Here is a 24,449-nt window from a genome sequence, read left to right on the forward strand (position 1 = left end):
GGCATGCAGAAGCGGCACCGCTCGCTGCTCGGCTTCGCCGTCGGTCAGCTCAGCGTCCGGAACGGGGCGAGCGTCGCACGGATCAGATCGGCCGCGCCCCAGTCGTCGTCGAACTGGGCCAGCACGGCCAGGTGCTGGCGCAGCTGAATGATCGGCATCCGGGCCTGCCAGCCGGCGTCGAGCGAGGTCAGCTCGGCGTAGCAGGCGAAGAATCGTTGCGCCTCGGGCGGCGGCGAGGTGGACCACACGTGGGCGAGGTCGACCTCCGCCCACATGTAGGACACCGCCGGGTCGATCAGCGCCGGCCGGCCGCCCGGGGTGGCCAGGAGGTTCTGGGTCCACAGGTCGCCGTGCGTCAGGCAGGCCGGGCGGTCCGGCAGCAGCTCGGGCAGACGCCTGCACAGCCGCTCCAGCGCCGCCCGGAAGCCGGCGTCAAGGGCTGCCTCGACGCGAGGTTGCCCGAGCCAGCGCAGCAGCCGATGCTCGGCGAAGAACGCGAAACCGTCCTCGCTCCAGGTGTTGATCTGCCGCCGGCGGCCCAGCCAGTTGTCGCGGTGCCATCCGAAGCGCGGGTGGACCGTACTCAGATGCAGGCCGGCCAGCGCATGCGCGAACTGCTCCCAGAAGCTCTCACTGCGCGGCCGCGGCCGCAGCACCGACAACACGAGCAGCTCCCGGTCCGCCCGGATCACCTCGGGCGTCGCCAGGCCGCCGAGCTCCCGCAGAGCCGTCAGCCCGTCGGCCTCCGCGGCGAAGACGTCACTGTCCGGCGTCTCGGCGAAGGCCTTGACGAACACCGGCGGCGCGTCCCGGCGGGTCGCGATGCCCGCGACCGCCGCCAGCCCTCCCGTCACCGGCTCGACCGTGACAGCATCGCCCATCCCGGCCCGATGCAGGCGGTCGAGGAGGAACGTCGCCGGGTCTCTCACGAAGGCTCCTCCTGTCCGCACCGCCAGTCCGCAAGATCGTAGGCGCCCGGCGCTATCTTCTGCTGCTCGCGTCTCCGGCGATCCGGCGCGCTGTCAGGTAGCGGAGGCACCCGGCGTAGCAAGCCCATACCGGCAGGGGGAAGACAGCGACGCGTTCCATTCCGCCGATGCCCAGGCCTGCCCCCTGTTACGCGAGGAAAAGGATGCTGCCGGCCACTCCGAGCAATCCGAGAGTCAGCGTCGCCGGCCGTAACCGAGCCGGCAGCGTGCTTTTGCGGGCGCATCCCAGGACCACCAATCCCGCGTTACCGCACGCGAAGACGAACAATGCGCCGAGCAGGTGCATGTTCTCGTTGACATCGGCGGGAAGCGCCGCGCCTGCCGTGGCGACAATGGAAGATGGCATGAGTCCGAGTACATCAACGGCGATGCCTCCGGGGCATTGCGGCAGAACCCCGTGATTCTGGTAGGGCCAGCCCTACCAAGCCGCGCCGGCATCAGAGCGAGGGCAGCTCGCGGTCCACCAGGTTCAGCGAAGGCGCTGTCTCCGGCTTCCGGGGCACGCAGGGCAGGCACAGCACGAACCGGCTGCCGTGGGGGACGACGTCTTCGTACCAGACCCGGCCGTGATTCGCCTCGGCGAGCAACCTCGACAGGTACAGCCCGAACCCGGCGCCGGTTCGCGCTCCGGACTGGTCGGCCTGGGTGAAGCGATCGAACAGGTGCTCGACGAAGTCCGGTGGCACCCCGTTGCCCTCGTCGGTGACGGTGAACAGGACGTCGTTGCCCACCCCGTCGAGGCCCGCCGACACGTGGATGTCGCCGGGGCTGTACTTGACCGCGTTCGTGATGAAGTTGGTCAGCACCTCGTGGGTGTGCACCGGGTCGGCGAACACGGCTGTGCCGGGCGGGCCGTAGTCGACGCTGACCCGGGCACGGGCCTGCTTGGTCAGGTTGTCGGCGACGCGGGCCAGCACCCGCTCCACCGGCAGTGCGACGGGCTGGGTATGGATCGCGCCCGGCTCGGCGCGGCAAAGTGCCAGCAGGTGCGCGGCCATGTCGAGCAACTGGTCGACCCGGCTGCCCAGCGCCTGCACGGCAGCGCGGCGTTCGTCGTCGCTGAGAGTGGCCCATTCCTGGGTCAGTTCCTCGGAGTAGGCCGAGATCACGGTCAAAGGCTGGTTGATCTCGTGGGTGAGTGTGGCGATGATGTCGCTCTTCCAGGCGCCCGCCGCCTCCAGTTCCCGGTTGACGGCGGCCAGATGCTCGGCCCGGCGGCTCAGCTCGCGGTGCGCCCGGTCAAGGTCCTGGTGGGCCGCGGAAAGCCGGCGATGGAGACCCGCGGTCTCGGCGAGCAGCGCCCACAGCACCACCCCGGAGGAGATCAGCAGGGTGATCCGGGCCACGTAGTAGCCCACCGTGTAACGGTACGGGGCGGCCAGGAACAGGATTCCGGTCGCCATGGACGCGCTGATCGCCACCACCACCCACTGTTCCACCGGTGGTCGATGGCGCAGACTTCTGACCACGGCCAGCAGGCTGATCGCCGCGGCCGACAGCGCCGCACCCACCGCCCATCGACCGGCCACGGTCGGGGTACCGCTCTGATAGATCCGGGGCAGCCAGTCCGCGCCGACGACCATTCCGGTCACGGCGGCCACCAGAGCGAGCGCCGTGGCGAACGCGACCGCGGCGGCGGCCCGCCGCCGGGTCAGGGCAAGCCCGCTCAATCGGGGCGGCAGCTTTGCGACGACGTACTGTTGCGCCGCGACGAGAACCGGAAAACCGCCGATGAGCAGCAGGAAGAGCCACGGCCCGCTGACCTCGGCCCACCGTGAACCGCTCCCCGATCGCTGTATCTGGGCGAAGACGATGCCGTACGGCACCATCAGCAGCGTTGAGTAGAGATACGCCGAGGACAGGCCCAGCGTCGCCAGCCGGGCGCCGGCCAGGAACTGCTGCATCAGCAGGTGCGCGGTCAGAAGATCGGCCGACGCCATGAGGACGAAGAACGCGTTGATCAGGTTCGGGTGCACGGTGAGACGGGTGTCAGCCATCGGCGCCAGGGCCAGGGTGACCGCTAGCACCGTGATCGCGTAGACCCACAGACCCCGGCGTACCGAACCCTCTTCTGAGCGTCCCGCGCTGCTTTCGGGGTCCACGGCCACCGCCCCCCACCGATCACAGATTCCCCCGGACTTGACGCTACCGTGCGTCACCGCCGGGCTCGCCGGAATCCAGGTGATGGCCGCTGGGCCTGACCATCAGCTCAGCGGATCGCGCATCCGTTGCCCAGCACCGGCTGGACGCAGCAGGAGCCACTGGCCGGCCGGCTCGTCCCGGGTTTCAACGATCGGTCGCCGCGGCGAACGTGCCGGTGATCCACGCCGGGTCGGTGATGGCGGTACCCACCACCACGGCCGCCGCCCCGGCGTCCAGCGCGGCCCGGACGTGTCCCGGCCGGTGGTAGCGGCCCTCGGCCACGACCAGCGCCTCCGGCAGCGCCGCGGTGAGCGCCTTGACCAGGGCGAGGTCGGGGCCTTCGGGGGCCGGGGTGTACGGGGTGTAGCCGGACAGCGTGGTGGCGATCAGGTCGGCGCCGGCCGCCGCTGCGGCGATCCCCTCGGCGGTGGTGGAGACGTCGGCCATCACCAGGCCGCCGGCGGCGTGTACGGCGTCGATCGTGACCTGTAGTGGCGCGCCGTCCGGCCGCGGGCGGCCGGTGCCGTCGGTGGCGACGACCGTGGCGCCCGCCGCGAGCACTGTCAGCGCGTCCTCTGCCGTCGGGGTGATGAACACGCCGGAGGTGCCGCGCTTGGTGAGACCGATGACGGGCACCGGCACCGCGTCGGCGACGGCTTGGACGTCGGCGATGCCGCCCACTCCCCCGCACCGCACGGCGGTGGCCCCGCCGAGCACCGCGGCCCGGGCGAGGCGGGCGATGGTCGGCGAGTCCCGCAACGGATGGTCGGGGCCGGCCTGGCAGGAAACGATCAGGCTGCCACGGATTGTCTCGGCGAACCGGGCGCGGTTCATGGCGTTCATGCGGTGGCCTCCGGTCCGGGATTCATACGGGCGTGTGCGCGGTTCATACGGCCACCTCCGAACCGAGGGAACGCGGGCGTGCTTCATGCGGCCGGCCCCCGAACCGAGGGGCCCGGGCGTGCTTCATGAGGCCGCCTCCGGCACGAGGGTGCGGGCCAACTGTGCGGCGCCGAGCAAGGGTGCGTCGGGCCCAGCCTGGGATACCAGGACCGGCACGGATCGCAGGGGCGGAAGCGCCTCGGCGCGGTATGCCTCACCGACGGTCACGGCGAACTCGGGAATGCCGTGGACCACGCCGCCGCCCAGCGTCACCGCGTCCACGTCGACGGCGGCGACCAGCCCGGCCAGCGCCCGGCCCAGCGTGCGACCCGCGGACCGGATGGCCACGCCGGCGTCCTCGTCACCGGCCCGCATCCGGGCGGCCACCTCGGTGAGCGGCAGCGCCGCGGAACCGGTGGCCCGAGAATGAAAGGCGGCGATGGCCGGTCCCGCGGCGACCGCCTCGAGGTGGTCGTCGCGGCCGCATCCGCAGGCGAGGGCGCCCCGCTGCGGCACGAGCAGGTGCGCGATCTCCCCGGCCGAGCCGTGCGGGCCCGCCACCAGACGACCGTTTCGGATCAGCGCTCCCCCGACGCCGGTGCCGACCGAGACGTGCAGCACGTCCGGGCAGTCACGCAGCGCCGGGTCACGGACCGCACCCAGTGCGGCGGCCCGCACGTCGTTGACGACCGCGACCGGCAGGCCCAGCCGGCCGGCGAGTTCGGCGCGGATCGGCGTGCCGGCCCAGCCGGGCACGATCTCGGTCGCGGACCGCACCTCTCCCGCCGAGCTGTCGATTACGCCGGGCGCCCCCACTCCGAGCGCCAGCGGCGCGGCGTGCGCACGCAGGCCGTCGACGAGTTCGGCGATCACGCACAGGATCGCGGAGGCACCGGACGGCGTGCTCACCTGCACCCGGTCCCGGATCACGCCGGCCTCGTCGACCAGCGCCGCAGCGATCTTCGTGCCGCCGATGTCGACGGCCGCGACCAGCGAAGACGTGCTCACAGCAACCCGGCCGCGACCAGCAGCCGCCGCACGTAGTCGGTCTCCGCCTCGTCGAGCGGGATCTGCGGCGGGGCGGTGACCGCGTGCCTGATCACGCCGCGCAGCTGCAGCGCCGTCTTGAAGGCGCCCAGCGCGGAGGATCCCCGGCCCATCCGGGCCGGCGCCGCCGCCCGGACGATGCGCATCAGGCGCAGCAGCCGGTCCTGCTCGCGGGCGGCCTGGTCCCAGTCGCCGGCGCGGGCGTGCCGGTAGAGGGCCGCGTAGCCGTGCGGGTCGACGTTGCCGAGGCCGGGCACCACCCCGTCGGCGCCGGCGCGCAGGGCGCTGTCGACGGTCAGCTCCGAACCGGTCAGCACGCTGAACCCGGTGAGCCCGGCGTCGTTGCGGGCGGCCAGCAGGTCGCGCATTCCGGCGTCGTCGCCGGTGGAGTCCTTCAGCCCGGCCAGCACCCCATCGGCGGCCAGCCGCAGCAGCATGTCCTGCTCCAGCTTGGTGTGCACCGAGACCGGCAGGTCGTAGGCGTACACGGGAGCTTCGCACTTCTCGGCGATCAGCCGCAGATGCCGCTCCACCTCGGCCGGGTGCGTGCGGGTGTAGAACGGCGCGGTGACCACGATGCCGGCGCAGCCGGCGCGGGCCGCCCGCCGGGCGTGATCCAGCACCCGCATCGTGGTCATGTCGATCGCGCCGATCAGCACCGGCACCTGCCCGGCGACGTGGCGCAGGACCGCGTCGACCACGACCGCGCGGTGACCGTCCGGCAGGAAGGCCACCTCGCTGGAGGAGCCGAGGATGAACAGTCCGTCGACGCCACCGGCGAGCTGGAAGTCGACGAGCCGCAGCAGCGAGTCGACGTCGACCTCGAAGTCCGGGGTCAGCGGGGTGCACACCGGAGGGACCACACCGGTCAGCGGCGGCGCGACGGCGCCGGCGGGCGAGGGGTGGGCGGTGGCGGTGGCAGTCATGAGAGCTCCTGAAGGCGGGGCAGATCCGAGGGGTCGGTGATCGGGTGGTAGCAGCGGAAACGGCCGTCGGCGTCGGTGGCGTACGGCGGCATCTCGGTCGCGCAGACCTCGGTCGAGCGCCAGCACCGGGTGCGGAACGGGCAGCCCGACGGCGGATGCACGGCGGAGGGGACCGGGCCGGTCAGCGGGACCGGCCGCATGGGATGCAGCAGGCCGGGCGCGGCCGAGAACAGGGCTTGGGTGTACGGGTGACGCCCGTGCTCGATGCGCCCGGCCGGCAGTTCCTCGACGACCCGGCCCAGGTACATGGTCAGGATCCGGTCGGCGACGCGCCGCACGGTCTGCAGGTCGTGCGAGACGAACACCATGGCCAGGCCGAGCCGGGTGCGCAGGTCGAGCAGCAGGTTGAGGATCTGCGCGCGCACCGACACGTCCAGCGCCGAGGTGGGCTCGTCGGCGACGACCAGCGCCGGTTCCAGGGCCAGCGCCCGGGCGATCGCGACGCGTTGCCGCTGGCCGCCGGACATCTGACTGGGCAGGGCGTCGCGGGCCGAGGCCGGCAGGCCGACCAGGTCCATCAGTTCGGTCACCCGCAGCTGCCGGTCACGCGGGCTGCGCCAGCGCTGTACGTCGAGCGGGTCCGCGATGATGCGTTCCACACTGAGCCGCCGGTTCAGTGAGGTGGCCGGGTCCTGGAACACCATGCCGATCCGGCTGCCGATGTGCTGCCGGCGCCGGGACGTGCTCAGCGACCAGATGTCCGCGCCAGCGACGCGTACCGTGCCATGGGTCGGCCGTTGTAATCCGACGAGGACCTTGACCAGGGTCGACTTGCCGCAGCCGGACTCGCCGACCACCCCGAGCGTCTCCCCGGGCGCGACGCTCATGTCGGCTTTCGTGAGGGCGTGCACGCGGGCCCGGTTGAACACCGAGCCGCCGGGCGCGCGGTGCTCGACGCTGACGCCGCTGAGTTCGGCCAGCGGCTCGCGGCGTTGTTCAGTCATGGACGGCCACCTTTCCGGCCTCGATCTGCGCGGGGTGATGACAGGCCGCCAGGTGGTCGTTGACCTCGGCGAGCGGCGGGCGCTCGGTGGCGCAGACCGCGGTGGCGTGCGGGCAGCGGTCGGCGAACCGGCAGCCGGCCGGGAAGTCCGCCGGGGACGGCACGGTTCCGCGGATCTGGACCAGCCGGGGCGCCTGCGCCTCCAGCGAGAGCACCGAGCCGAGCAGCCCGCGGGTGTAGTGGTGGGTCGGCGCGGCCAGCACCTCGGGGGTACGGCCCTCCTCGACGATGCGGCCGCCGTACATCACCGCGATCCGGTCGCAGACGTCGCTGACCAGGGCCAGGTCGTGCGAAACCAGGATCAGGGCGAAGCCGAGCTCGGCGCGCAGCCGCAGCAGCAGTTGGATGACCTGGGCCTGCACGGTGACGTCGAGCGCCGTGGTGGGCTCGTCGGCGACCACGAGTTGCGGGTCCCGGGCCAGGGCCATCGCGATCACCACCCGCTGACGCTGCCCACCGGACAGCTCGTGCGGGTACGACGACAGGGTCCGGCGGGGGTCGAGGCCGACCAGATCCATCAGCTCGCCGGCCGTACGCGTGCCGCCGCGCCGGATGACCTGCTTGAGCTGTGCCCGTACGGTCATCGAGGGGTTCAGCGCGGACAGCGCGTCCTGATAGATCATCGCGATCCGCCGGCCCATGATCTGACGCCGCTGCGCGCCGCTGAGGGTGAGCAGGTCGGTGCCGGCGAACTCGATGCGCCCGCCGGTGCGGGCGCCGCGCGGGTGCAGGCCCATCACGGTCAGCGCGGTCAGCGACTTGCCGCAGCCGGATTCGCCGATCAGGCCGAGCACCTCGCCGGGCCGCACGTCGAAGCTGACGTCCTCGACGATGTCGACGCCGCGGTGGCTGCCGGCGAAACCGATCCGCAGGTCGCGCACGGACAGGATCGGCGGCGCGGTGACCGGCGGGCGCGCGGTGGCCGCCAGTCGCGCGGCGGCCTGCGCCAGGCCGGGAAGCTCGACACCGGACTCCCGCTCGGCGGCGACGATCTCGTGTTCCACCGGTCCGCTGCCGGCGCGCCGCCGGGCGGCCGGCGCCGCCCAGGCGTCCGAGATGCCTTCGGCCAGAATGTTCAGGCAGAGCACGGTGATCAGGATCAGCAGGCCCGGGAAGAACGTCGCCCACCAGCCGCGGCTGGCGAGCATCTGCTGGCCGTACGCGATGACGCTGCCCCACGACGACGCGCCGGCCTCGGGCTGCAGGCCGCCGCCGATGAACGACAGCGAGGCCTCGAAGACGATCGCGTTCGCCACCATGATCGTGGCGTAGACCAGGATCGGCGCGGCGCAGTTGCGGGTCACGTGCCGGATCAGGATGTGCCGGCGCCCGGCGCCGATCACCCGTTCCGCGGCGACGTAGTCCTCTTGATACTGCGCGGCGACGTTGGCCCGGACCAGCCGGGCGATCTGCGGGATCATGACGAACCCGATCGCGCCGACCAGCACCGGCACGCTGTCGCTGCCGTACGCGACGACCAGGATCGCGGCGAGCACGATCGTCGGGAACGCCATCACGACGTCCAGCAGCCGCATGACCGTCTCGTCGACGGCCCGGCGGCTGGTCGCCGCGACCGCCCCGAGCAGGGCGCCGACCAGCAGCGCCAGGCCGGCGGAGCCGAACCCGACGATCAGCGAGCGTGGGGTTCCGGCGATCAGCCGGGAGTAGACGTCACGGCCGAGCCGGTCCACACCGAACCAGAACTCGCCGCTCGGGCCGGTCGACGGCGCGGCGAGCGCGACCTGGGTAGGATCGTGGCGGATCAGCCACGGCGCGGCGATGCCGACCGCGACGACGAGAAGGAGGAAACCGAGACAGAATCGGGCGGTCAACGGCAGCCGCCGGAATGCGGCGATCATCAGTGTGCTCCTCGCATGCGGGGGTTGGCCGCCAGGTACAGCAGGTCGACGACGAGGTTCACCACGACGAAGCCGAGCGCGATGGTGATGACGAGTCCGCGGGCCAGGCCGATGTCGTTCTGCTGGACCGCGCTCATGATCTGGGTGCCCATGCCGGGCAGCGTGAAGATCGTTTCGATGATCACCGCGCCGCCGATCAGGTAGCCGACCTGCAGGCCGAGCACGGTCAGCGGGGTCAGCAGGGCGTTGCGCAGCACGTTGCGCCCGACCACGACCACCGGGGGCAGCCCGGCGCCGACCGCGGTCCGCACGTAGTCGCGGTCCAGTTCCTCCACCATCGAGGTACGCACGACGCGGGCCAGGGCACAGCCGGTCGGTACGGCGAGCGCGACCGCCGGCAGGATCAGGTGCTGGAACCAGCCGCTCACCGACTCCGACGGCGCGACGTAGTGACCGCTGGGCAGCGAGCCGCCGCCGATCGTGGACAACTGCTGGATCAGCAGGATGGCCAGCCAGAACGACGGGATCGAGATGCCGGCCATGGACACCAGCCGGGTCACCTGGTCCGGCCACCGGTCGCGGTAGAGCGCGCCGGTGATGCCCAGGACCAGGGCCAGCACCACGGCCAGCCCGACACCGAGGGCGGTGAGCTGCAGGGTGACCGGCAGCGCGTCGCCGATGATGCCGCTGATCGGGGCGCTCAGCGAGAACGTCTGGCCCAGGTCGCCGTGCAGCAGCGCCCACAGGTAGTCCAGGTAGCGGACCAGCAGCGGCTGGTCCAGGCCGTTGGCCTGGTTGAACGCCGCGATCTGCTCGGCGGTGGCCTGATCGCCGAGGACCGAGAGCGCGGCGTCGTTCGGCGAGAGCGCCATGACCAGGAAGATGAACAGGATGATGCCGAGCATGAGCGGGATCAGCGCCGACAGCCGGCGAAGGATGATGCCGAGGAACGCGTCCACGGCCGCTCCTTTCCTTGTCGGGTGCGGCCGCCCGGGAAGCGGCCGCACGGAACGTCACCCGCGGGAGGCGCCGAGGAAGTAGAGGCCGGTGGTGGCGGCGCCGGCGAAGTCCTTGAGCTTGGCCGGATCGAACGCCGTGATCATCTTGGCGTGGAAGACCGGGTAGAGCGGCGCCTCGTCGGCGATCAGGTCGAGCGCCTGCTTCCACAGCGCGCTCTGCGCCGAGCCGGAGCTCTTCGCGGCGTCGTCGATGATCTGCGCGCACTTGCTCGCCTGCGGCGTGCCCGCCCAGCGGTGCCGGCTCCTGGTCCAGGTCTCGTTGGTGTAGAACCAGCGCAGCAGCAGGTCGGTGTCGGGACCGAAGACGGTGGGGTCGCCGCTGGCCGCCAGCACCCGGAAGCCGTCGCCGGGCACGATGGTGCCGTAGACCGCCGACGACGGGTTGGTGTTGAGAGTGGCGGTGACGCCGATCGCCTTCCAGGCGTCGATGATCACCGGGGCGCTGTCCTTCACGAACGCGGTGTCCGTGGTGACCAGCTCGAACGACAGGTTGGTGACCCCGGCCTCGGCCAGCAGCGCCTTGGCCTTGTCCGGGTCGTAGCCGTACACGGTCGCGGCCTTCTGGTAGCCGCTGTTGCCCTCGTCGAGGTAGCTGGTGGCGGCGGTGGCGTGGCCCTGTAGCGCCGTGGTGATCAGCTTGTCCGTGTCGATCGCGTAGTGCAGCGCCTGGCGCACCCGCTTGTCGTCGAACGGCGCGGCGGTGCAGTTGAACATCAGGAACAGCTGGTTGAAGGCCTGCTTCTCGTCCACCGTCTTGCCGCCGGACACCGCGGTCACGTCCAGGTAGGGCACCGCCTCGATCGCCTGCGACGACCCGCCCTGCAGATCGTTGAGGCGGGCGGTGTTGTCCGGGGTGGTCCGCAGCGTGACCTTCTTCGCCTTCGCCGGCCGGGGTCCGTTGTAGTGGCTGTTGACGCCCATCACCACGCCGGCGGTGGCGTTGGCGCTGACCACGGTGAACGGGCCGGAGCCGATCGGCGCGGTGTCGAACGCCTTGGCGGCCGCGGCGTCGCCGGTCTTCGCCTTAGGGACGATCTTGATGACGGCGATGCGCTGCGGGAACAGGCTGAACGGCGTCTTGAGCCTGAACTCGACGGTCTTCGGGTCCTTGGCGGTCACCGTGTCGACGAAGGTGATGAAGCCGGCCATCAGCGCCTTGTTGGCCGGGTCCAGCGCACGCTGGAACGACCACACCACATCGTCCGCGGTGACCGGTGTGCCGTCGGAGAACTTCGCGCCTTCGCGCAGAGTGACGGTCCAGGTCAGCTCGTCCGCGCCGGCTGCGGGCAAAGCAGAAGCCAGTGCGGGGTACGGCTCACGCGTGATCGGGTCGAGGTCGACCAGGGCTTCGAAGACGTGCTGGTTGACGGTGGTCGCGACCGCGCTGGAGGCGTTCATCGGGTCGAAGCCGCTGGACAGGGTGAACGCGAGGGTCGCCTCGATGGTCTTGCCGCCGGGGCCGGCGGAGTCGCCGCCGTCCCCGCAGGCGCCCAGGCCGGCGGTGATCGTGGTGGCGGCGCCCAGGAGGCCCGCATATCGGAGCAGGTTCCGGCGCGACAGGCCCTTGTCATCCATCGTCATCCCCAAGTCTTCGTTATGTAGGACGTCCTACGTCCGACGTACTGCGTATGCGGTACCTTAGGAGCGCGCCTCCACCAGGTCAAGAAGTCAGGATCAGCAACCCGGCTCGCGGCCGGAGGCACAACAGGCACATCCGGCACCCACGAGGGACTTTTCAGATGCGGGAACCCCGATGAGGCGGCGAGTCGCGCCGGCCGCCGGCGCCACGCGCCGGCCCAGCCGTACCGATGAGGTGCAACAGCAGATCAAGCAGCTCATCCTCGAACGTGGCCTGACCGCCGGGGACCCGATGCCCACCGAGCTCGAGTTGCTCGACGAGATCAACGTCAGCCGCAACTCGCTGCGTGAGGCGCTCAAGGCGCTGCAGGCCGTCGGCATCGTGGAGATCCGCCACGGCTTCGGGATGTACGTCGGCACGATGTCGCTGGTCTCGCTCGTCGACGAGCTCACCTTCCACGGCCGGATGTCGCTGCAGGCCGGCCGCAACGACCTGCGCCACCTGGTGCAGATCCGCGAGGTCCTCGAGTCCGGGCTGATCCAGCAGGTCATCCGTGGCCGGGAGGCCGGCACTCCGGCCGCCGCCGAGCTGGCCGAGGTGATGGAGCAGATGGAGGCCGAGGCCCGCGCCGGCAGCGTGACCCCGGAGACCGACAAGCGGTTCCACGAGCTTCTGTACGAGCCACTCGGCAACCCGCTCGTCACGCAGCTGCTGGCGGCGTTCTGGGACGTCTACCACGCCCTGCACACCGAACTCGACGAGGCCGACGAGACCCCGGTCGAGATCGCCGCCCGCCACCGCCGGGTCTACGACGCGGTCTGCGCCGGCGACATCGACGAGTCGGTCGCCGCCCTCAACGAGCACTTCAGCGGGATACGCCGCCGCCTGAGCTGAGCCCGTTCACTCGGCCGCCGCGGCCAGGCGGCCGGCCAGCTCGCGCAGGTGGGCGATCAGTTCCGGCGGCTCGTGGACGCGGAAGCGGAATCCGAACCGCCCGACGTACAGAGCCAGTTCGTCCAGCGAGTTCGAGCCGGTGTGCAGGACGCAGCTCGTCTCATCGACGGCTTCCAGAGCGCCGATCGTCGGTGGGATGCGCTCGGCGGCCTCGGCGGGCGGCACGTGCAGGGTGATCCGCGCCCGGCACCGGTAGGGGGCGGTGGAGACACCCCGGGTCACATAGGCCGCGAGGTCCTCGTCGGGCAGCGGGCGCGGGCTGAACCGGGGGCCGGTCGGCACCCGCGGGCGCATCCGGTCCACCCGGTAGGTGCGCCAGTCCTGCCGGTCGACGTCCCAGCCGACCAGATACCAGCGGCGCCCGGTGTGCACCAGCCGGTACGGCTCCGCGACCCGCAGCGTGGACACCGCATCCTGCCGGGTGTAGTCGAACCGCAGGCGGTGCTGGTCGCGACAGGCGGCGGCGACGGCGGTGAGCACGTCCGGATCCACAGTGATGCCGCCGGGGACGGCGACGGTCACCGAGCGCAGCAGGTCGACGCGTTGGCGTACCCGCGACGGCAGCACCTGCTCCAGCTTGGCCAGCGCCCGCAGCGAGATCTCCTCGATGCCGGTGATCGAGCCGCTCGCGGCGGTCCGCAGGCCCACCGCGACGGCCACCGCCTCCTCGTCGTCGAGCAGCAGCGGCGGCAGCCGCGTGCCGGCGCCGAGCCGGTATCCGGCAGCGCCCGCTGTGGCGTGCACCGGATAACCCAGGTCACGCAGTTTCTGGATGTCGCGCCGCACGGTACGCACGTCGACGTCGAGGTTGCGGGCGAGTTCGGTGCCGCTCCACTCGCGCGGGGTCTGCAACAGGGCGAGCAGTCGCAGCAGCCGCGCCGAGGTTTCTGCCATGCCGCCGATATTCGCACAGAGCTAGGACCGAAGCTGTCCTAGGCGGTCCGTAGCGTTGTCGGTATGAGCGAACAGATCACACCCTTCCGGATCGACATCGCCGACGAGCGCCTGGACGACCTGCGCCGCCGCCTGCAAGCCACCCGCTGGCCGGAGCCGCTGCCCGGCGACGACTGGACGACCGGGGTGCCGACCGGTTGGCTGCGCAAGCTCGCCGAGTACTGGCGCACCGAATTCGACTGGCGGGCGGCGGAGCGGCGGCTCAACTCGTTCCCGCAGTTCACCACCGCCATCGACGGGCAGCGCATCCACTTCCTGCACGTGCGCTCCCCGCACCCGGACGCGCTGCCGCTCGTGCTGACCCACGGCTGGCCGGGCTCGGTCGCCGAGTTCCTCGACCTGATCGGGCCGCTGACCGAGCCGGACGACCCGGCCGACGCCTTTCACCTGGTCATCCCGTCACTGCCCGGCTTCGGCTTCTCCGGGCCGACCGCCGACGGCGGCTGGGACACCGACCGGATCGCCCGCGCCTGGGCGGAACTGATGCGCCGGCTCGGCTACGAGAGGTACGGCGTGCAGGGTGGCGACATCGGCGCGGCGGTCAGCCCGCGGGTGGCCCGGACTGCGCCGAAGAACGTGGTCGGCGTACACGTCAACGGCGATCCCGGCCCGATGCCGCCGATGGAGCTCTCTGATGAAGAGCTGGCGTCGCTCAGCGAGGTGGAGCGCGACCGGATCGCCCGGATCCAGGAGTTCATGCAGGAGCAGTTCGGCTACATCGCCATCCAGTCGACCCGGCCGCAGACCCTCGCATACGGGCTGACCGACTCGCCGGCCGGGCAGCTGGCCTGGATCATGGACAAGTTCCGGGAGTGGACGCATCCGCGGCCGACGCTGCCCGAGGAGATCATCAGCCGGGACTGGCTGCTCACCAACGCCAGCATCTACTGGTTCACCGCCACGGCGGGCAGCGCGGCGTACGTGGGATACGGCCAGTCGAACTGGGGCGCGGTCGACGAGAACTCCGGCGTGCCCACCGGGGTCATCGTCTTCGCCCAGGACATCGGGATCCGCCGGTACGCCGAGACCCAGAACACCATCGTCCGCTGGACGGACGTCGACCACGGCGGGCACTTCGCAGCGCTGGAGGAGCCGGACCTGCTCGTCGCCGACGTCCGCGACTTCTTCCGCGACCTGCGCTGAACCGCGGTCAGAAGCCGGAGCCGTCCTCGGTGTCGATCGCGGTGGCCGCGACGGCCGCTCCGTCGAGGGTCGCGGTGCGGCCCACGGTGTCCAGTGATGGCGCGGGCCGTGGTTCGTCACCGACGGTGAGAACGCCGACCTGGGTGCCGTCGGGCAGGACGATCCAACCGCCCTTCACCCGGGCGCCGCGTACGTCCGCCGCGGCCCGGAAGAGTGCGGACGGTTTGCGAACGGCGGGGACGGCGAAAACGATGTCGCGGTCACCGAGGGTGATCCGGCCGGTCGCCTTCGCGGAGGTGAAGACGCCGTCGAGGGTCCCCTGTTTGCCGGTCAGGTGGTACGCGCCACCGGCCACGGTGCCGCGGAACCAGGCCTCGACCCGGTTCCCGTCACACAGGTAGGCGATGGCCACGCCGTCACGCAGGGCCAGGAAGAGGGTTCCGGCGCCGCCGGGCAGTCGTGCGGCGTACGTCGCCCGGGTCCTCTCGGCTGCGGTCGCCGCCACCGTGGCCACCCTGATCGAAGCCATCGGGGCGGCTGCCGACGCCGGTGCGCTGACCGCGGGCATCGAGCCGTCCGCGGAGCCGTCCGTCGCCTGGTTCACCGCCAGACCGAGGGCGACCGAGACCCCGACGGTGAAGCCGACCGTGACCTTGAGGCTGACCCGGATCCGGTGGGGCGGCGCCGCGGCGGGTTCCGGCGCGGCGTCTCGCGGGCGGGCGACGGGCGGCACCGGCACGGTTGCCCGCCAGGTGGGTTCCGCATCGTCGAACCGGGTGGCCGGGATGGGCGCGGTCTGCAGCGGCCTGGTCGGCGACGTCCGGGTGCCGCCGGTGTCCGTGCCGGCGGTCGCCGCACGCAGGTGAGCGGCGACATTCCGCGCCGCCGGGCGGTCGCGTGGCTCCGCTGCCAGACAGTTGCGGGCCAGCAACGGCAGGTCGGCCCGCACAGCCTCAGCCGGAGGCAAACCCGTGATCATCTCGGCGAGCAGCACGCCGAGGGCGTACACGTCGGCGGCGGCCGTCGCCGTACCGCCGCCGAGCACTTCAGGGGCGACGTAGCCCGGCGCCCCGGCGACCGAACACAGCGCCGACACGCCGAAGTCACTGACCTTGACGGCAAGCGCGCCGGTCACCAGCACGTTCTCCGGCTTGAGGTCCAGGTGGAGGATGCCCTGCGCGTGCGCGGCCGCCAGCGCGGACGCCACCTGAAGCCCGATCGCCCCGGCCTCGCCGGTGCTGAGCCGGCCACCGCGGGCCGCCAGGTGCTGCCGCAGGTTCACCCCGTCCACATACTCCGTCAGGAACGCGATCTGCCCGCCCTCGACCACCAGGTCGTGCAGGGCCACGACGGACTCGTGGCGCAGCCCGCGCAGGACGGCCTCCTCCTGCAGGATCACGTCGCGGACACGGCGGTCACCGGCGTACCGGGCATGCAGCAGTTTGGCCGCGAGCGGTGGCCCGCCCCACCGGTTGGTGGCGCGCCGCATCACCGCCCACGCGCCCCGGCCGATCTCCTCGTGCAACAGGTAACCGCATCCGAGCGGCTCTTCACCGGCCATTTCCGGACTTCCTTTCCGCCAGCCGGTGGAGTCACCGAGCGAACCGTGATGGCTACCGGAAGTATCGGCGCTTGACGGATCGGCCACATCCGGACGGATCGCCATATTCGCCTCCATCGGGACCATCTGGTTCACCGCCATTCGGACGATGAGGGTGGAAAGGTGCAGCTCGCGCCCCATGTTCGATCGACGATTCCTGATCGACTCCGCAGCCGGGATCGTGCAGGCCCATCCGATCGGGCTAGCCCCACCGGGGGAAAGCCGTCCGGGTCTAATGTGGGTGACGGGGAGGAAGTCCGTTGTCCGGTCGGCTGCGGGATGCACACCGCTCGTCAGCGGTGTGGCTGATCCTGGCCGCCGTGACGCTCGCCGCCGGCTGCGCGGCCGGTGATCCGCCGCCACCACCGGCCTCCGGGCTGACGATGGCGGTGCCGCGGGCATCACACACCGCGACGCCGTTGCCCGGCGGTCGCGTACTGATCGTCGGTGGTTGCGTGGTGGACCACTGCGACGGCGCTGCCGGCGCCGACAGCGAGCTGTTCGACCCGGTGACGGGCCGGTTCACTCCCGGCGCCCCGCTGTCGGTGCCGCGGGCCGGGCACACCGCGACCGCCCTGGCCGACGGCCGTGTCCTCGTGGCCGGCGGGTTCTCCGGCGAGCGGCAGCCACCACTCGCCGGCGCCGAGGTGTACGACCCGGCGGCCGGCCGGTTCGAGCCGGCCGGCGCGATGTCGCAGCGCCGCGCGGAGCACACCGCCACCCGCCTGCAGGACGGGAGGGTGCTCATCGCCGGCGGCACGAACGGCATGGACACTCTCGCCGGCGCCGAGATCTACGACCCGGCGACCGGCCGGTTCAGCGCCGCCGCGGAGCTGCCCGGCCGACGGTCGATGCACGGCGCGACGCTGCTCGCGAACGGTCAGGTGCTCGTCGCGGGCGGCCGGTCCGCGCGCGACCGGCTGGTCGACACCGCAGCGGTGTACGACCCGGCAGCCGGCTCCTGGCGCGCGGCCGGCCGGCTCGACGCGCCGAAGTACAAACTGGCCGTCGCCGCACTGCCGGACGGCGGCGCCCTGGTCGTGGGCGGCCAGACCGCCGACGACCGGCAGGCCCGGCTGTCCCGCACCGAACTCTTCGATCCCCGCTCGGGTACGTTCCGGCCGGGCCCGACCATGTCGGAGCCGCGATACAAGATCTCCGACGCGGTGGTCACCCTGGCCGACGGCCGGGTCGTCATCGCGGGCGGGTACGGCGCCGAGACCTACGCCGACGGCGCGCTGCGCGCGCTGGGAACCGTTCCGGGGCCGGAGCGCCAGTTCCCCGCGGCGGCCGCGCTCCCGGACGGCCGGGTCCTCATCACCGGCGGCTACGACGATCGCACCTACCTCACGGCGACCGCCGTGGTCATCCGCCCGTGATGAGTCCTGCCGCCCAGCGCCGTCTCAATATGCATGAGCGCACATGACACGCAACCGCAGACCGCCGACGGCAAGGTTCTCTGGCACTTCAGCATGTCGCTGGACGGATTCGTCGCCGGGCCGCACCACGCGATGGACTGGCTGGTCGGCACGCCGACGCGGCCCGGCCTGATCGCCGAGTACACCACCACCACCGGCGCGGTGCTGGCCGGGCGCAACGGGTTCGACGCGATGCCGGGCGCCCGCCCGTACGGCGACGACTGGCAGGGACCGATCTTCATCCTCACCCACCACCCGCAGGACGCGCCGCCGACGCCGGGCATCACGTTCCTCAGCTGCGACGTGGCCGAGGCCGTCCGGATCGGGCTGGACGCGGCAGGTGGCAAGAACCTGGAGGTGTTCTCGCCGACGATCGGCCGGCAACTGCTCGCCCTGGGCCTGATCGACGAGATCGACATCCACATCTCACCGGTGCTGCTCGGCGACGGCATCCGCCTGTTCGACAACCCGGGCGGCAAGCCGGTCGCCCTGCACCGGGTCGGCGCCGGGGACCCGCTCGAGGAGGTCAACGTGCGCTACCGGCCGGCGCCGGCCCGCCACTAGGCGCGTGCCCTGATCCCGTCGAGCAACTGGCCGAGCACGTGGACGCATTCGTCGGTGGCCGCGCCCGCGTCGCCGGAGGCGGCCACGTAGCGGGCCGCCTCGTTGAGGGCGCCGAGCAGCAGCTGGGCCAGGGGTGCGGCCGGTTGCGGAGTCAGCACGCCGGCGTCGATCAGGTTCTGCACGGCGCTCTGCACGAGTCCCAGGCCGTACTGTTCGTTGAGCTGCTGCCAGCCGGCGGCGCCGAGGACCGCCGGGGCGTCGCGGAGCACGACCTGGTCGATGCGCGGGTCGGCGTACGCGGTGAGGAAGACCCGGGCGCCCCGCAGCAGTCCGGCGACCGGGTCGGCCGCGGGTTCGGCCAGGGCCGAGGTCACCTGGGCGACGATCTCCGTCTCGACGAGTTCCACGACCGCGCCGAACAACTCGGCCTTGTCACGGAACTGATGGTAGAGGGCGCCCCGGGTGACACCCGCCGTGTGGACGATCTCCTCGGTGCCGACATCGGCGTATCCGCGCTGCTCGAACAACGTCCGGGCGGCGGTGATCAACCGCTCCCGGGTCGCGGCGGACCGCTGGGCGTGCTTGGTCGTCCTGGGCTCCATCGACATCCCACCCTTGAATGCATACAGGCTGTATGCAATTGTGCGTACAGGCTGTACGCATGTGAGGAGGGCATCGTATGCCGCACGCCGCACTGCCCGCGGGCACCATCCACTACCGCGACACCGGACACGGCCGTCCAGTGGTCCTGCTGCACGGACTCCTGCAGGACGGGCGGCTGTGGAACCCGGTCGCCGACCGGCTCGCCGGCCACCTGCGCTGCATCACACCCGATCTGCCGCTCGGCGCGCACCGGGTCGCGATGCGCCCCGGCGCCGACCTGAGCGCCTCCGGTGTCGCCGGCACTGTGGCCGATCTGCTCGACCACCTCGACCTACGGGACGTGACCATCGTCGGCAACGACACCGGCGGTGTGATCGCCCAGGTCCTCGCCGCCCACCGGCCCGACCGCCTGGGCCGGCTGGTGCTGACCAGCTGCGAGGCGTTCGACAACGTGCCGCCTGCGGTATTCCGGACCCTGCCGGTGGCCGCCCGGCTCGGGCTGCTTCCGGCGCTGCTGTCGGCCCTGCGCGTGCGCCCGCTGCGGGCGCTGCCGACGGGGTACGGCTGGCTGACCCGCAACCCGCTCCCCCATGATCTGATCGACGACTGGATCGCGGCCTACTACCGTTCGCCGGACGTCCGCCGCGACACCCGCCGCTTCGTCGCCTCACTCGGCGACCGGCGCCTGTTGACCCGCCTCGCCGACAAGCTGGCCGACTTCCCGCATCCGTCGCTGATCGTGTGGGCGGCCGACGACAAACTGTTCCCGCCCGCCCACGCCGGGCGGCTCGGCCGGCTCCTGAACGCCGCACAGGTCGAACTCGTCGCGGACTCCCGCACCTGGCTGATGATCGACCAGCCGGACCGCACCGCCGCGTTGATCCGCAACTTCGTCGAGGACACCAGGCTCACCCGCCGCGGAGGATGCGGTGGGCCGGCCGGCACGGCACCGTCGTAGGAGGACAGGGAGGGGCCGGAGATGGCAGTCGACACATTCATGGCCTACGTCGGCGCGTACCCCAGCGTGGCCGCGGCCCAGCAGGACTACGAACTGGTGAAATCGCTGCACCGCGACGCCGGGCTGATCGACGCGTACGACGCCGCCGTGCTGGAGCGACACGCGGACGGCAAGACGAAGGTGATCAGGAAGCACGAGACGCCCACGCGCGCCGGCGGGTTGCTGGGCGGCGGGATCGGGCTGGCCGTCGGGCTGTCCGCGGTGATCTTCCCGTTCGCAGCGCTCGGCGGCGGGCTGCTGGCCGCCACGACGGCCGGTGGCGCGGTGATCGGCGCGGTGGCGGGACACGCCGCCGCCGGGATGAGCCGCGACGATCTTCAGGAGCTCGGCGAGCTGCTGGACTCCGGCGAGGCGGGCCTGGTGGTGGTCGCGGCCGCCGAGATGGGCCCGCAGGTGGAACGCGTGATGCGGCAGAGCGCGCAGAACGTGGCCGCCCGCGAGATCAAGGCCGACGCCACCGCGATCGCGCAGGACGTCAAGGCGGCCGAGGCGACCTAGCCGGGAAGGGATCGAGGATGCAGAGCAGTTACGCGAGTGAGCGTCCCACCGGCGCCGGAACAGCGCCGGCCGCCACGACCTGGATCGGAGTCGTGGTCTTCGCCGGGATCATGATGCTGGCGCTGGGCTCGTTCCAGGTGATGGAGGGTGTGGTCGCCCTCTACCGCCAGCAGGCGCACCCGATCGCGCTGGACCGCCTGATGATCGAGGTGAACTACACGGCCTGGGGCTGGACGCATCTGATCCTCGGCCTGCTCACCGTCGGCACCGGCGTCGGCGTCCTGCTCGGGCAGACGTGGGCACGGGTCGTCGGCATCATCATCACCGCCGGCGCTGCCCTGGTGCACTTCTCCTTCCTGGCCGCGGCGCCGTTCTGGTGCACCATCCTGATCACCATGAACGTCATCATCATCTACGCGCTGGCCGTTCACGGGCGAGACGTTCGTAGCCGGCCCTGACCCCGATCAGCAGCGCACCGGTCAGCACCGCGCCCGTCGCGAGCGGCCGCAGCCAGGACCGGCGGTACTCGCCGTGCAGTGCCGCCTGCGGCGCCGGTGTGAAGACGTTGCCGGGGTGCGGCGCGACCGCCTCCCGGGACAGGCCGCCGGCCCGCATCAACGGGCCGACCAGCGCGTCGTACAGGGCCGGGGTTGCCACGAAACCGAAGCTGATCAGCCGGTTCGCGGCGCCGACCGGCACGGTGGCCCGCGGCCGCCGGGCGCAGCGCACGATGGCGCGCGCCACCTTGGCCGGCGAGTCGACCGGCGGCGGAGGCTGCCCGTAACGGCCCGCGTAGTTCGCCGCGTTGCGGTAGATCGGGGTGTTCACCGCGCCCGGTGAGACCAGGCAGACGTGGATGTCGGCGGCGTCGCGGGTCTCCTGTCGCAGCGACCGGACCAGGGCGCGCAGCCCCCACTTGCTGGTGACGTAAGAACTCGTGTACGGGGTGACCACGGTGCCGAGCAGCGAACCGCAGAAGATCAGCACGCCGCTGTCCTGTTCCCGGAACCGTGTCAGCGCGACCCGGGCCACGGTGGCGGCGCCCAGCAGATCGGTGGTCACCACCTGCTCGAAAACCTCGGCGGGCACGTCCTCGAACCGGCCGTACGCCATCACGGCCGCCGTGTGCACCCACACGTCGAGGCGGCCGAACGCGCTGGTGGCAGTCACCGCCACCTGCTCGACCGTCTCCGGCCGGGTGATGTCGGCGACGACCACCCGCACCTCGGCGCCGGCCGCCCGGCACAGCGCGGCGACCATCTCCAGCCCGGGCCGGGAGCGGGCGGCCAGCACCAGGCGGGCGCCGTCGCGGGCGAAGGCGAGCGCAGCGGCCCGCCCGACGCCGCTGGAGGCACCGGTGATCACGACTACCGAGTTCGCGCGCACGCCCCCCGCTGTACCCGCCGCGAGCTGCCCTAAGCAGGTTGCGCCGGACCGTTGGTTGCGCCCGGACCGCTGGTTGTAATAGAAATTGTTACGATGGCTTCGAACAGCAGAGTGACGATCGCGGCGCACGCGCTCGCGTGGCTGGAGCTCGCCCGCCGGCGCGGCCGCCCCTGGCTCACCTCCGACGAGGTGGCCGCGAGCGTCAACACGAACCCGGTGATCCTGCGGCGCAGCCTCGGCGACCTGCGGCGCGCCGGCCTGGTCACCGCGCGGCGCGGCACCGGGGCCGGATTCGCGCTGGCCCGCCCCGCCGAGGAGATCACCCTCTACGACGTGTGGGCAGCCGTCGAGGCCGAGCCACTGCTCGCCCTGCACCACTCCGAACCCAACCAGCAGTGCCCGGTGGGCCGCGGCATCCGGCCCGTGCTCAGCGAGATGTACGACGAGGCGACCACCGCGTTCGGCCAGGCCCTGGCCCACCGCACGATCGCCGACATCCTCGAGAGGATCCCGACGTGATCGTCGAGCTTCGGCAGTACACACTGCACCCCGGCCGCCGCGACGAGCTGATCGAGCTGTTCGACGCGCAGTTCGTCGAGTCCCAGGAGGCCCTCGGCATGGCCGTGCTCGGCCAGTTCCGCGACCTGGACCGGCCCGACGTGTTCGTCTGGCTGCGCGGCTTCCCCGACATGGCCGCCCGCGGCCGCGGGCTGCGCGAGTTCTACGGCGGCCCGGTGTGGAAGCAGCACCGCGACGCGGCGAACGCCACGATGATCGACTCCGACGACGTGCTGCTGCTACAGGCGATCGTGCCGCCGCCGGCGCATCCGCGCGACGGCCGGCCTGCGGAGTCGATCATCCGGGCCACGATCTGGTATCGCGACCGGCCCTTCGACGACGCGTTCGCGCAGTGGTTCACCGGCCAGGACACCGGCGCCGTCGCCGTGCTGTCGAGCGAGTACGCCGAGAACAACTTCCCGGCCCTGCCGGTGCGCGAGGGCGAGCACGCGTTCGCCTGGTTCACCCGTTCCCCCGGCGAGGTGACACCACCCGACCACTTCGGCGTCGTGAAGACCGAGCGGTTGCGACTGACCCCGACCGCCCGGTCCACCTTCCGATGACAGGCACAGTGCCGGGACGGGACCCGCGGCGCCGGTGGTGGATCCTTGTCGCGGTCGGCGTGACCGGGCTGGTAGGGGCGTATGCCGGATTTGTTCTCACGGCGACCGGACAGGCGCTGGAGAACGCCGCGCTACGAGGCGCCGACCAGGTCGCCGACTGGAATCTCGCCGAGTCGGACGAAGCGCTGGCGCACATCACGGTCGCCTCCCTCGCGGTGGCATGCACGGTGATCGCGGTGGTGGGTCTGCTGCGGCGATCCGTGCCGCTCGCCGTGGCCGCGGTGGGAACGGTCGTCGCCGGTCAGGTCGTGACGCAGGGCCTCAAGACGTTCATCCTTCCGCGGCCGGCTCTGGTGGAGGCGTCCGAGGCGTACACCGGCAACAGCTTCCCGAGCGGGCACACGGCGATCGCGCTCACGGTGCTCGCCGCCACGCTCATGCTCGCGACGTGGCGCGTACGCGGAGTCGCGCTGTTCTTCGTGGCGAGCTCGGCAGTCGCGATCGCCGGTTACACGCTGCAGTCCAAGTGGCACCGGCTCAGCGACACGCTCGGCTCAGCGGCGGTGACTCTCATCGTGGCGTCGCTCGCGTCACTGTGGCTGCACCGGCGCGGGCTGGTACGCACGGTCACCACCGGGGGCCACCGCGCGCGGATCGTGCTCGTAGCGGCGCCACTCGCGATCGGGACCGTCGTCTCGGCTGCGCTCGGCGTGCTCCTGCTGGTCGCGTCGGACGACGTGCTCGGCGCCGACCCGGTGATCGAGTACAACGTGTATCTGGCGCTTCAGTCGCTCGCAGCGGCCGGGTCCGGCGCGACCGCCCTCGCCCTGTGGTGGAGCTGGCACCGTATCGAGGTCGTCACCCACGCTGACGGCGCGGCACCGCAGCGGCCGGACCGGTCGACGTCAGCGGCTGCCGCCGCGGAAGATGCGCAGGAAGAACAGGAAGACGTTGAGGATGTCGAGGAAGATCGACGCCGCTAGCAGCGGGGCGGCGTCGATGTCCTTGGAGCGCCGCAGCCGCTGGAAATCGAACATGATGAAGCCTGCGAAGATCACCAAGCCGAGTACGGAGTAGATCAGCGAGCCGTACGGGATGTTGACGAAGATCAGCACGATGCCGAAGACGAGCAGGGCGACCAGCGCCCAGAAACAGATCCGGGCCAGGGCTGACAGGTCGCGGCGGGTGGCGTACCCCGCGGCGCCGAAGGCGGCCACGAACAGAGCCGTCGCTCCCCCTGCCTGCCAGAGTGCCTGCGGGTCGGTGCTGGCGTAGTAGACCAGCGTCGGCGCGACCGCCACGCCCATCAGCAGCCCGAAGCCGAGCAGCAGCGCGACGGTTGTCTGCCGCGAGCGGCGCACGGTGAACTGCATGGCGATCAGGGCGGCGAACGAGGCGAGGTAGGCCAGGAAGGCCACGCCGACGGGCAGGTTGCGGCCGAGGTACGCGCCCATGGCGAACAGTCCGGTGGTCACCGCGACGTAGCCCATCGTCTGCGCGAACAGGGTACGGCTGTGGTCGCGGACGGCAATCCCGGCCGGCGGGTACGCGTACGCCTCACCCATCGCAAGCTCCCTTGTCTGGTTGCGGGGTCCGCTCCACTCTGCGCGTACGCAATCGGACAGACACCATCCGCCAGGGGTGACCCGGCCCGGTTTTGTGGCAGTACGAATAGATCACCTTG

Annotated in this window: 25 protein-coding genes; 10 read left to right on the top strand and 15 right to left on the bottom strand. The window is 71.7% G+C overall.

What is annotated here, in order from left to right; genetic code table 11:
• Window positions 1-44: 44 nt before the first annotated feature.
• From OHA21_RS18555 to OHA21_RS18600, 10 genes are all read right to left on the bottom strand, one after another.
• A complete protein-coding gene (locus OHA21_RS18555; RefSeq protein WP_328475310.1) occupies window positions 45-929 on the bottom strand; it encodes a fructosamine kinase family protein in 885 nt (294 codons plus the stop codon).
• A 187-nt stretch (window positions 930-1,116) separates the two neighbouring features.
• The gene (locus OHA21_RS18560) at window positions 1,117-1,335 is read right to left on the bottom strand and encodes a hypothetical protein (protein ID WP_328475311.1); all 219 of its coding nucleotides are present in this window, start codon (window positions 1,333-1,335) and stop codon (window positions 1,117-1,119) included.
• 91 nt (window positions 1,336-1,426) lie between these two features.
• A complete protein-coding gene (locus tag OHA21_RS18565; protein ID WP_328475312.1) occupies window positions 1,427-3,097 on the bottom strand; it encodes a sensor histidine kinase in 1,671 nt (556 codons plus the stop codon).
• 178 nt (window positions 3,098-3,275) lie between these two features.
• On the bottom strand, window positions 3,276-3,974 hold the full coding sequence (locus OHA21_RS18570) for a putative N-acetylmannosamine-6-phosphate 2-epimerase (RefSeq protein WP_328475313.1): 699 nt from the start codon (window positions 3,972-3,974) through the stop codon (window positions 3,276-3,278).
• Between the two features lie 123 nt (window positions 3,975-4,097).
• On the bottom strand, window positions 4,098-5,021 hold the full coding sequence (locus OHA21_RS18575; protein ID WP_328475314.1) for an ROK family protein: 924 nt from the start codon (window positions 5,019-5,021) through the stop codon (window positions 4,098-4,100).
• Window positions 5,018-5,986 (bottom strand): dihydrodipicolinate synthase family protein, encoded by a 969-nt coding sequence (locus OHA21_RS18580; RefSeq protein WP_328475315.1) that lies wholly within the window; start codon window positions 5,984-5,986, stop codon window positions 5,018-5,020. The genes OHA21_RS18575 and OHA21_RS18580 overlap by 4 nt, the downstream gene beginning before the upstream one ends.
• Entirely contained in the window at window positions 5,983-6,990 is a 1,008-nt protein-coding gene (locus OHA21_RS18585; protein WP_328475316.1) for an ABC transporter ATP-binding protein, read from the bottom strand. The genes OHA21_RS18580 and OHA21_RS18585 overlap by 4 nt, the downstream gene beginning before the upstream one ends.
• Window positions 6,983-8,908: a dipeptide/oligopeptide/nickel ABC transporter permease/ATP-binding protein gene (locus OHA21_RS18590; RefSeq protein ID WP_328475317.1), complete on the bottom strand. Its 1,926-nt coding sequence runs from the start codon at window positions 8,906-8,908 to the stop codon at window positions 6,983-6,985. The genes OHA21_RS18585 and OHA21_RS18590 overlap by 8 nt, the downstream gene beginning before the upstream one ends.
• Complete coding sequence (locus OHA21_RS18595) at window positions 8,908-9,867, bottom strand: ABC transporter permease (protein ID WP_328475318.1); 960 nt, start codon at window positions 9,865-9,867, stop codon at window positions 8,908-8,910. Before OHA21_RS18595 ends, OHA21_RS18590 begins: the two co-directional genes overlap by 1 nt.
• Window positions 9,868-9,921: 54 nt before the next feature.
• Window positions 9,922-11,508, bottom strand: coding sequence for an ABC transporter substrate-binding protein (locus OHA21_RS18600; protein WP_328475319.1), 1,587 nt, complete (start codon window positions 11,506-11,508; stop codon window positions 9,922-9,924).
• Between the two features lie 172 nt (window positions 11,509-11,680).
• Here OHA21_RS18600 and OHA21_RS18605 point away from each other — a divergent pair, with 172 nt between their 5' ends.
• Window positions 11,681-12,400, top strand: a complete 720-nt coding sequence (locus OHA21_RS18605; RefSeq protein WP_328475320.1) for a FadR/GntR family transcriptional regulator — start codon at window positions 11,681-11,683, stop codon at window positions 12,398-12,400.
• Window positions 12,401-12,406: 6 nt separating this feature from the next.
• Here OHA21_RS18605 and OHA21_RS18610 read toward each other — a convergent pair whose 3' ends face one another.
• Window positions 12,407-13,354: a helix-turn-helix transcriptional regulator gene (locus OHA21_RS18610; RefSeq protein WP_328475321.1), complete on the bottom strand. Its 948-nt coding sequence runs from the start codon at window positions 13,352-13,354 to the stop codon at window positions 12,407-12,409.
• 63 nt (window positions 13,355-13,417) lie between these two features.
• Between OHA21_RS18610 and OHA21_RS18615 the strand changes: the two genes are divergently transcribed.
• Window positions 13,418-14,557, top strand: a complete 1,140-nt coding sequence (locus OHA21_RS18615) for an epoxide hydrolase family protein (protein ID WP_328475322.1) — start codon at window positions 13,418-13,420, stop codon at window positions 14,555-14,557.
• A gap of 7 nt (window positions 14,558-14,564) precedes the next feature.
• On the opposite strand, the gene OHA21_RS18620 is transcribed toward OHA21_RS18615, so the two are convergent.
• Window positions 14,565-16,118, bottom strand: a complete 1,554-nt coding sequence (locus OHA21_RS18620) for a serine/threonine-protein kinase (RefSeq protein WP_328475323.1) — start codon at window positions 16,116-16,118, stop codon at window positions 14,565-14,567.
• Between the two features lie 299 nt (window positions 16,119-16,417).
• Here OHA21_RS18620 and OHA21_RS18625 point away from each other — a divergent pair, with 299 nt between their 5' ends.
• Together OHA21_RS18625 and OHA21_RS18630 are read left to right on the top strand one after the other, a co-directional pair.
• Window positions 16,418-17,536: a Kelch repeat-containing protein gene (locus OHA21_RS18625; protein WP_328475324.1), complete on the top strand. Its 1,119-nt coding sequence runs from the start codon at window positions 16,418-16,420 to the stop codon at window positions 17,534-17,536.
• 33 nt (window positions 17,537-17,569) lie between these two features.
• Window positions 17,570-18,139: a dihydrofolate reductase family protein gene (locus OHA21_RS18630; protein ID WP_328475325.1), complete on the top strand. Its 570-nt coding sequence runs from the start codon at window positions 17,570-17,572 to the stop codon at window positions 18,137-18,139.
• Here the strand turns inward: OHA21_RS18630 and OHA21_RS18635 are convergent.
• Window positions 18,136-18,741, bottom strand: coding sequence for a TetR/AcrR family transcriptional regulator (locus OHA21_RS18635; RefSeq protein WP_328475326.1), 606 nt, complete (start codon window positions 18,739-18,741; stop codon window positions 18,136-18,138). The genes OHA21_RS18630 and OHA21_RS18635 overlap by 4 nt on opposite strands.
• Window positions 18,742-18,818: 77 nt before the next feature.
• Between OHA21_RS18635 and OHA21_RS18640 the strand changes: the two genes are divergently transcribed.
• The 3 genes from OHA21_RS18640 to OHA21_RS18650 are packed head-to-tail and all read left to right on the top strand — an operon-like array spanning window position 18,819 to window position 20,716.
• On the top strand, window positions 18,819-19,700 hold the full coding sequence (locus OHA21_RS18640; RefSeq protein WP_328475327.1) for an alpha/beta fold hydrolase: 882 nt from the start codon (window positions 18,819-18,821) through the stop codon (window positions 19,698-19,700).
• Window positions 19,701-19,721: 21 nt separating this feature from the next.
• Complete coding sequence (locus tag OHA21_RS18645; protein ID WP_328475328.1) at window positions 19,722-20,258, top strand: hypothetical protein; 537 nt, start codon at window positions 19,722-19,724, stop codon at window positions 20,256-20,258.
• A gap of 17 nt (window positions 20,259-20,275) precedes the next feature.
• Window positions 20,276-20,716, top strand: a complete 441-nt coding sequence (locus OHA21_RS18650; protein WP_328475329.1) for a DUF7144 family membrane protein — start codon at window positions 20,276-20,278, stop codon at window positions 20,714-20,716.
• Here OHA21_RS18650 and OHA21_RS18655 read toward each other — a convergent pair.
• The gene (locus tag OHA21_RS18655) at window positions 20,667-21,644 is read right to left on the bottom strand and encodes an SDR family NAD(P)-dependent oxidoreductase (protein WP_328475330.1); all 978 of its coding nucleotides are present in this window, start codon (window positions 21,642-21,644) and stop codon (window positions 20,667-20,669) included. The two genes, OHA21_RS18650 and OHA21_RS18655, sit on opposite strands and share 50 nt — an antisense overlap.
• Window positions 21,645-21,737: 93 nt before the next feature.
• Between OHA21_RS18655 and OHA21_RS18660 the strand changes: the two genes are divergently transcribed.
• Genes OHA21_RS18660 through OHA21_RS18670 form a run of 3 tightly spaced genes read left to right on the top strand, consistent with a single transcriptional unit; the run spans window position 21,738 to window position 23,748 of the window.
• Window positions 21,738-22,163: an Rrf2 family transcriptional regulator gene (locus OHA21_RS18660; RefSeq protein WP_328475331.1), complete on the top strand. Its 426-nt coding sequence runs from the start codon at window positions 21,738-21,740 to the stop codon at window positions 22,161-22,163.
• Complete coding sequence (locus OHA21_RS18665; RefSeq protein ID WP_328475332.1) at window positions 22,160-22,765, top strand: NIPSNAP family protein; 606 nt, start codon at window positions 22,160-22,162, stop codon at window positions 22,763-22,765. Before OHA21_RS18660 ends, OHA21_RS18665 begins: the two co-directional genes overlap by 4 nt.
• Window positions 22,762-23,748 carry a phosphatase PAP2 family protein gene (locus OHA21_RS18670; RefSeq protein WP_328475333.1) on the top strand — a complete coding sequence of 329 codons (987 nt, stop codon included), beginning with the start codon at window positions 22,762-22,764 and terminating at the stop codon, window positions 23,746-23,748. The genes OHA21_RS18665 and OHA21_RS18670 overlap by 4 nt, the downstream gene beginning before the upstream one ends.
• On the opposite strand, the gene OHA21_RS18675 is transcribed toward OHA21_RS18670, so the two are convergent.
• Window positions 23,671-24,330, bottom strand: coding sequence for a Bax inhibitor-1/YccA family protein (locus tag OHA21_RS18675; RefSeq protein WP_328475334.1), 660 nt, complete (start codon window positions 24,328-24,330; stop codon window positions 23,671-23,673). The two genes, OHA21_RS18670 and OHA21_RS18675, sit on opposite strands and share 78 nt — an antisense overlap.
• Between the last annotated feature and the right edge of the window lie 119 nt (window positions 24,331-24,449).

The organism is Actinoplanes sp. NBC_00393, assembly GCF_036053395.1.
GTDB lineage: Bacteria > Actinomycetota > Actinomycetes > Mycobacteriales > Micromonosporaceae > Actinoplanes.

Coding starts and splice junctions, on each gene's coding strand:
- OHA21_RS18675 (WP_328475334.1), bottom strand. CDS start 24,330: ATGGGTGAGGCGTACGCGTACCCGCCGGCCGGGATTGCCGTCCGCGAC.
- OHA21_RS18635 (WP_328475326.1), bottom strand. CDS start 18,741: ATGGAGCCCAGGACGACCAAGCACGCCCAGCGGTCCGCCGCGACCCGG.
- OHA21_RS18570 (WP_328475313.1), bottom strand. CDS start 3,974: ATGAACGCCATGAACCGCGCCCGGTTCGCCGAGACAATCCGTGGCAGC.
- OHA21_RS18630 (WP_328475325.1), top strand. CDS start 17,570: ATGAGCGCACATGACACGCAACCGCAGACCGCCGACGGCAAGGTTCTC.
- OHA21_RS18615 (WP_328475322.1), top strand. CDS start 13,418: ATGAGCGAACAGATCACACCCTTCCGGATCGACATCGCCGACGAGCGC.
- OHA21_RS18650 (WP_328475329.1), top strand. CDS start 20,276: ATGCAGAGCAGTTACGCGAGTGAGCGTCCCACCGGCGCCGGAACAGCG.
- OHA21_RS18660 (WP_328475331.1), top strand. CDS start 21,738: ATGGCTTCGAACAGCAGAGTGACGATCGCGGCGCACGCGCTCGCGTGG.
- OHA21_RS18605 (WP_328475320.1), top strand. CDS start 11,681: ATGAGGCGGCGAGTCGCGCCGGCCGCCGGCGCCACGCGCCGGCCCAGC.
- OHA21_RS18610 (WP_328475321.1), bottom strand. CDS start 13,354: ATGGCAGAAACCTCGGCGCGGCTGCTGCGACTGCTCGCCCTGTTGCAG.
- OHA21_RS18585 (WP_328475316.1), bottom strand. CDS start 6,990: ATGACTGAACAACGCCGCGAGCCGCTGGCCGAACTCAGCGGCGTCAGC.
- OHA21_RS18600 (WP_328475319.1), bottom strand. CDS start 11,508: ATGACGATGGATGACAAGGGCCTGTCGCGCCGGAACCTGCTCCGATAT.
- OHA21_RS18670 (WP_328475333.1), top strand. CDS start 22,762: ATGACAGGCACAGTGCCGGGACGGGACCCGCGGCGCCGGTGGTGGATC.
- OHA21_RS18620 (WP_328475323.1), bottom strand. CDS start 16,118: ATGGCCGGTGAAGAGCCGCTCGGATGCGGTTACCTGTTGCACGAGGAG.
- OHA21_RS18560 (WP_328475311.1), bottom strand. CDS start 1,335: ATGCCATCTTCCATTGTCGCCACGGCAGGCGCGGCGCTTCCCGCCGAT.
- OHA21_RS18645 (WP_328475328.1), top strand. CDS start 19,722: ATGGCAGTCGACACATTCATGGCCTACGTCGGCGCGTACCCCAGCGTG.
- OHA21_RS18580 (WP_328475315.1), bottom strand. CDS start 5,986: ATGACTGCCACCGCCACCGCCCACCCCTCGCCCGCCGGCGCCGTCGCG.
- OHA21_RS18640 (WP_328475327.1), top strand. CDS start 18,819: ATGCCGCACGCCGCACTGCCCGCGGGCACCATCCACTACCGCGACACC.
- OHA21_RS18590 (WP_328475317.1), bottom strand. CDS start 8,908: ATGATCGCCGCATTCCGGCGGCTGCCGTTGACCGCCCGATTCTGTCTC.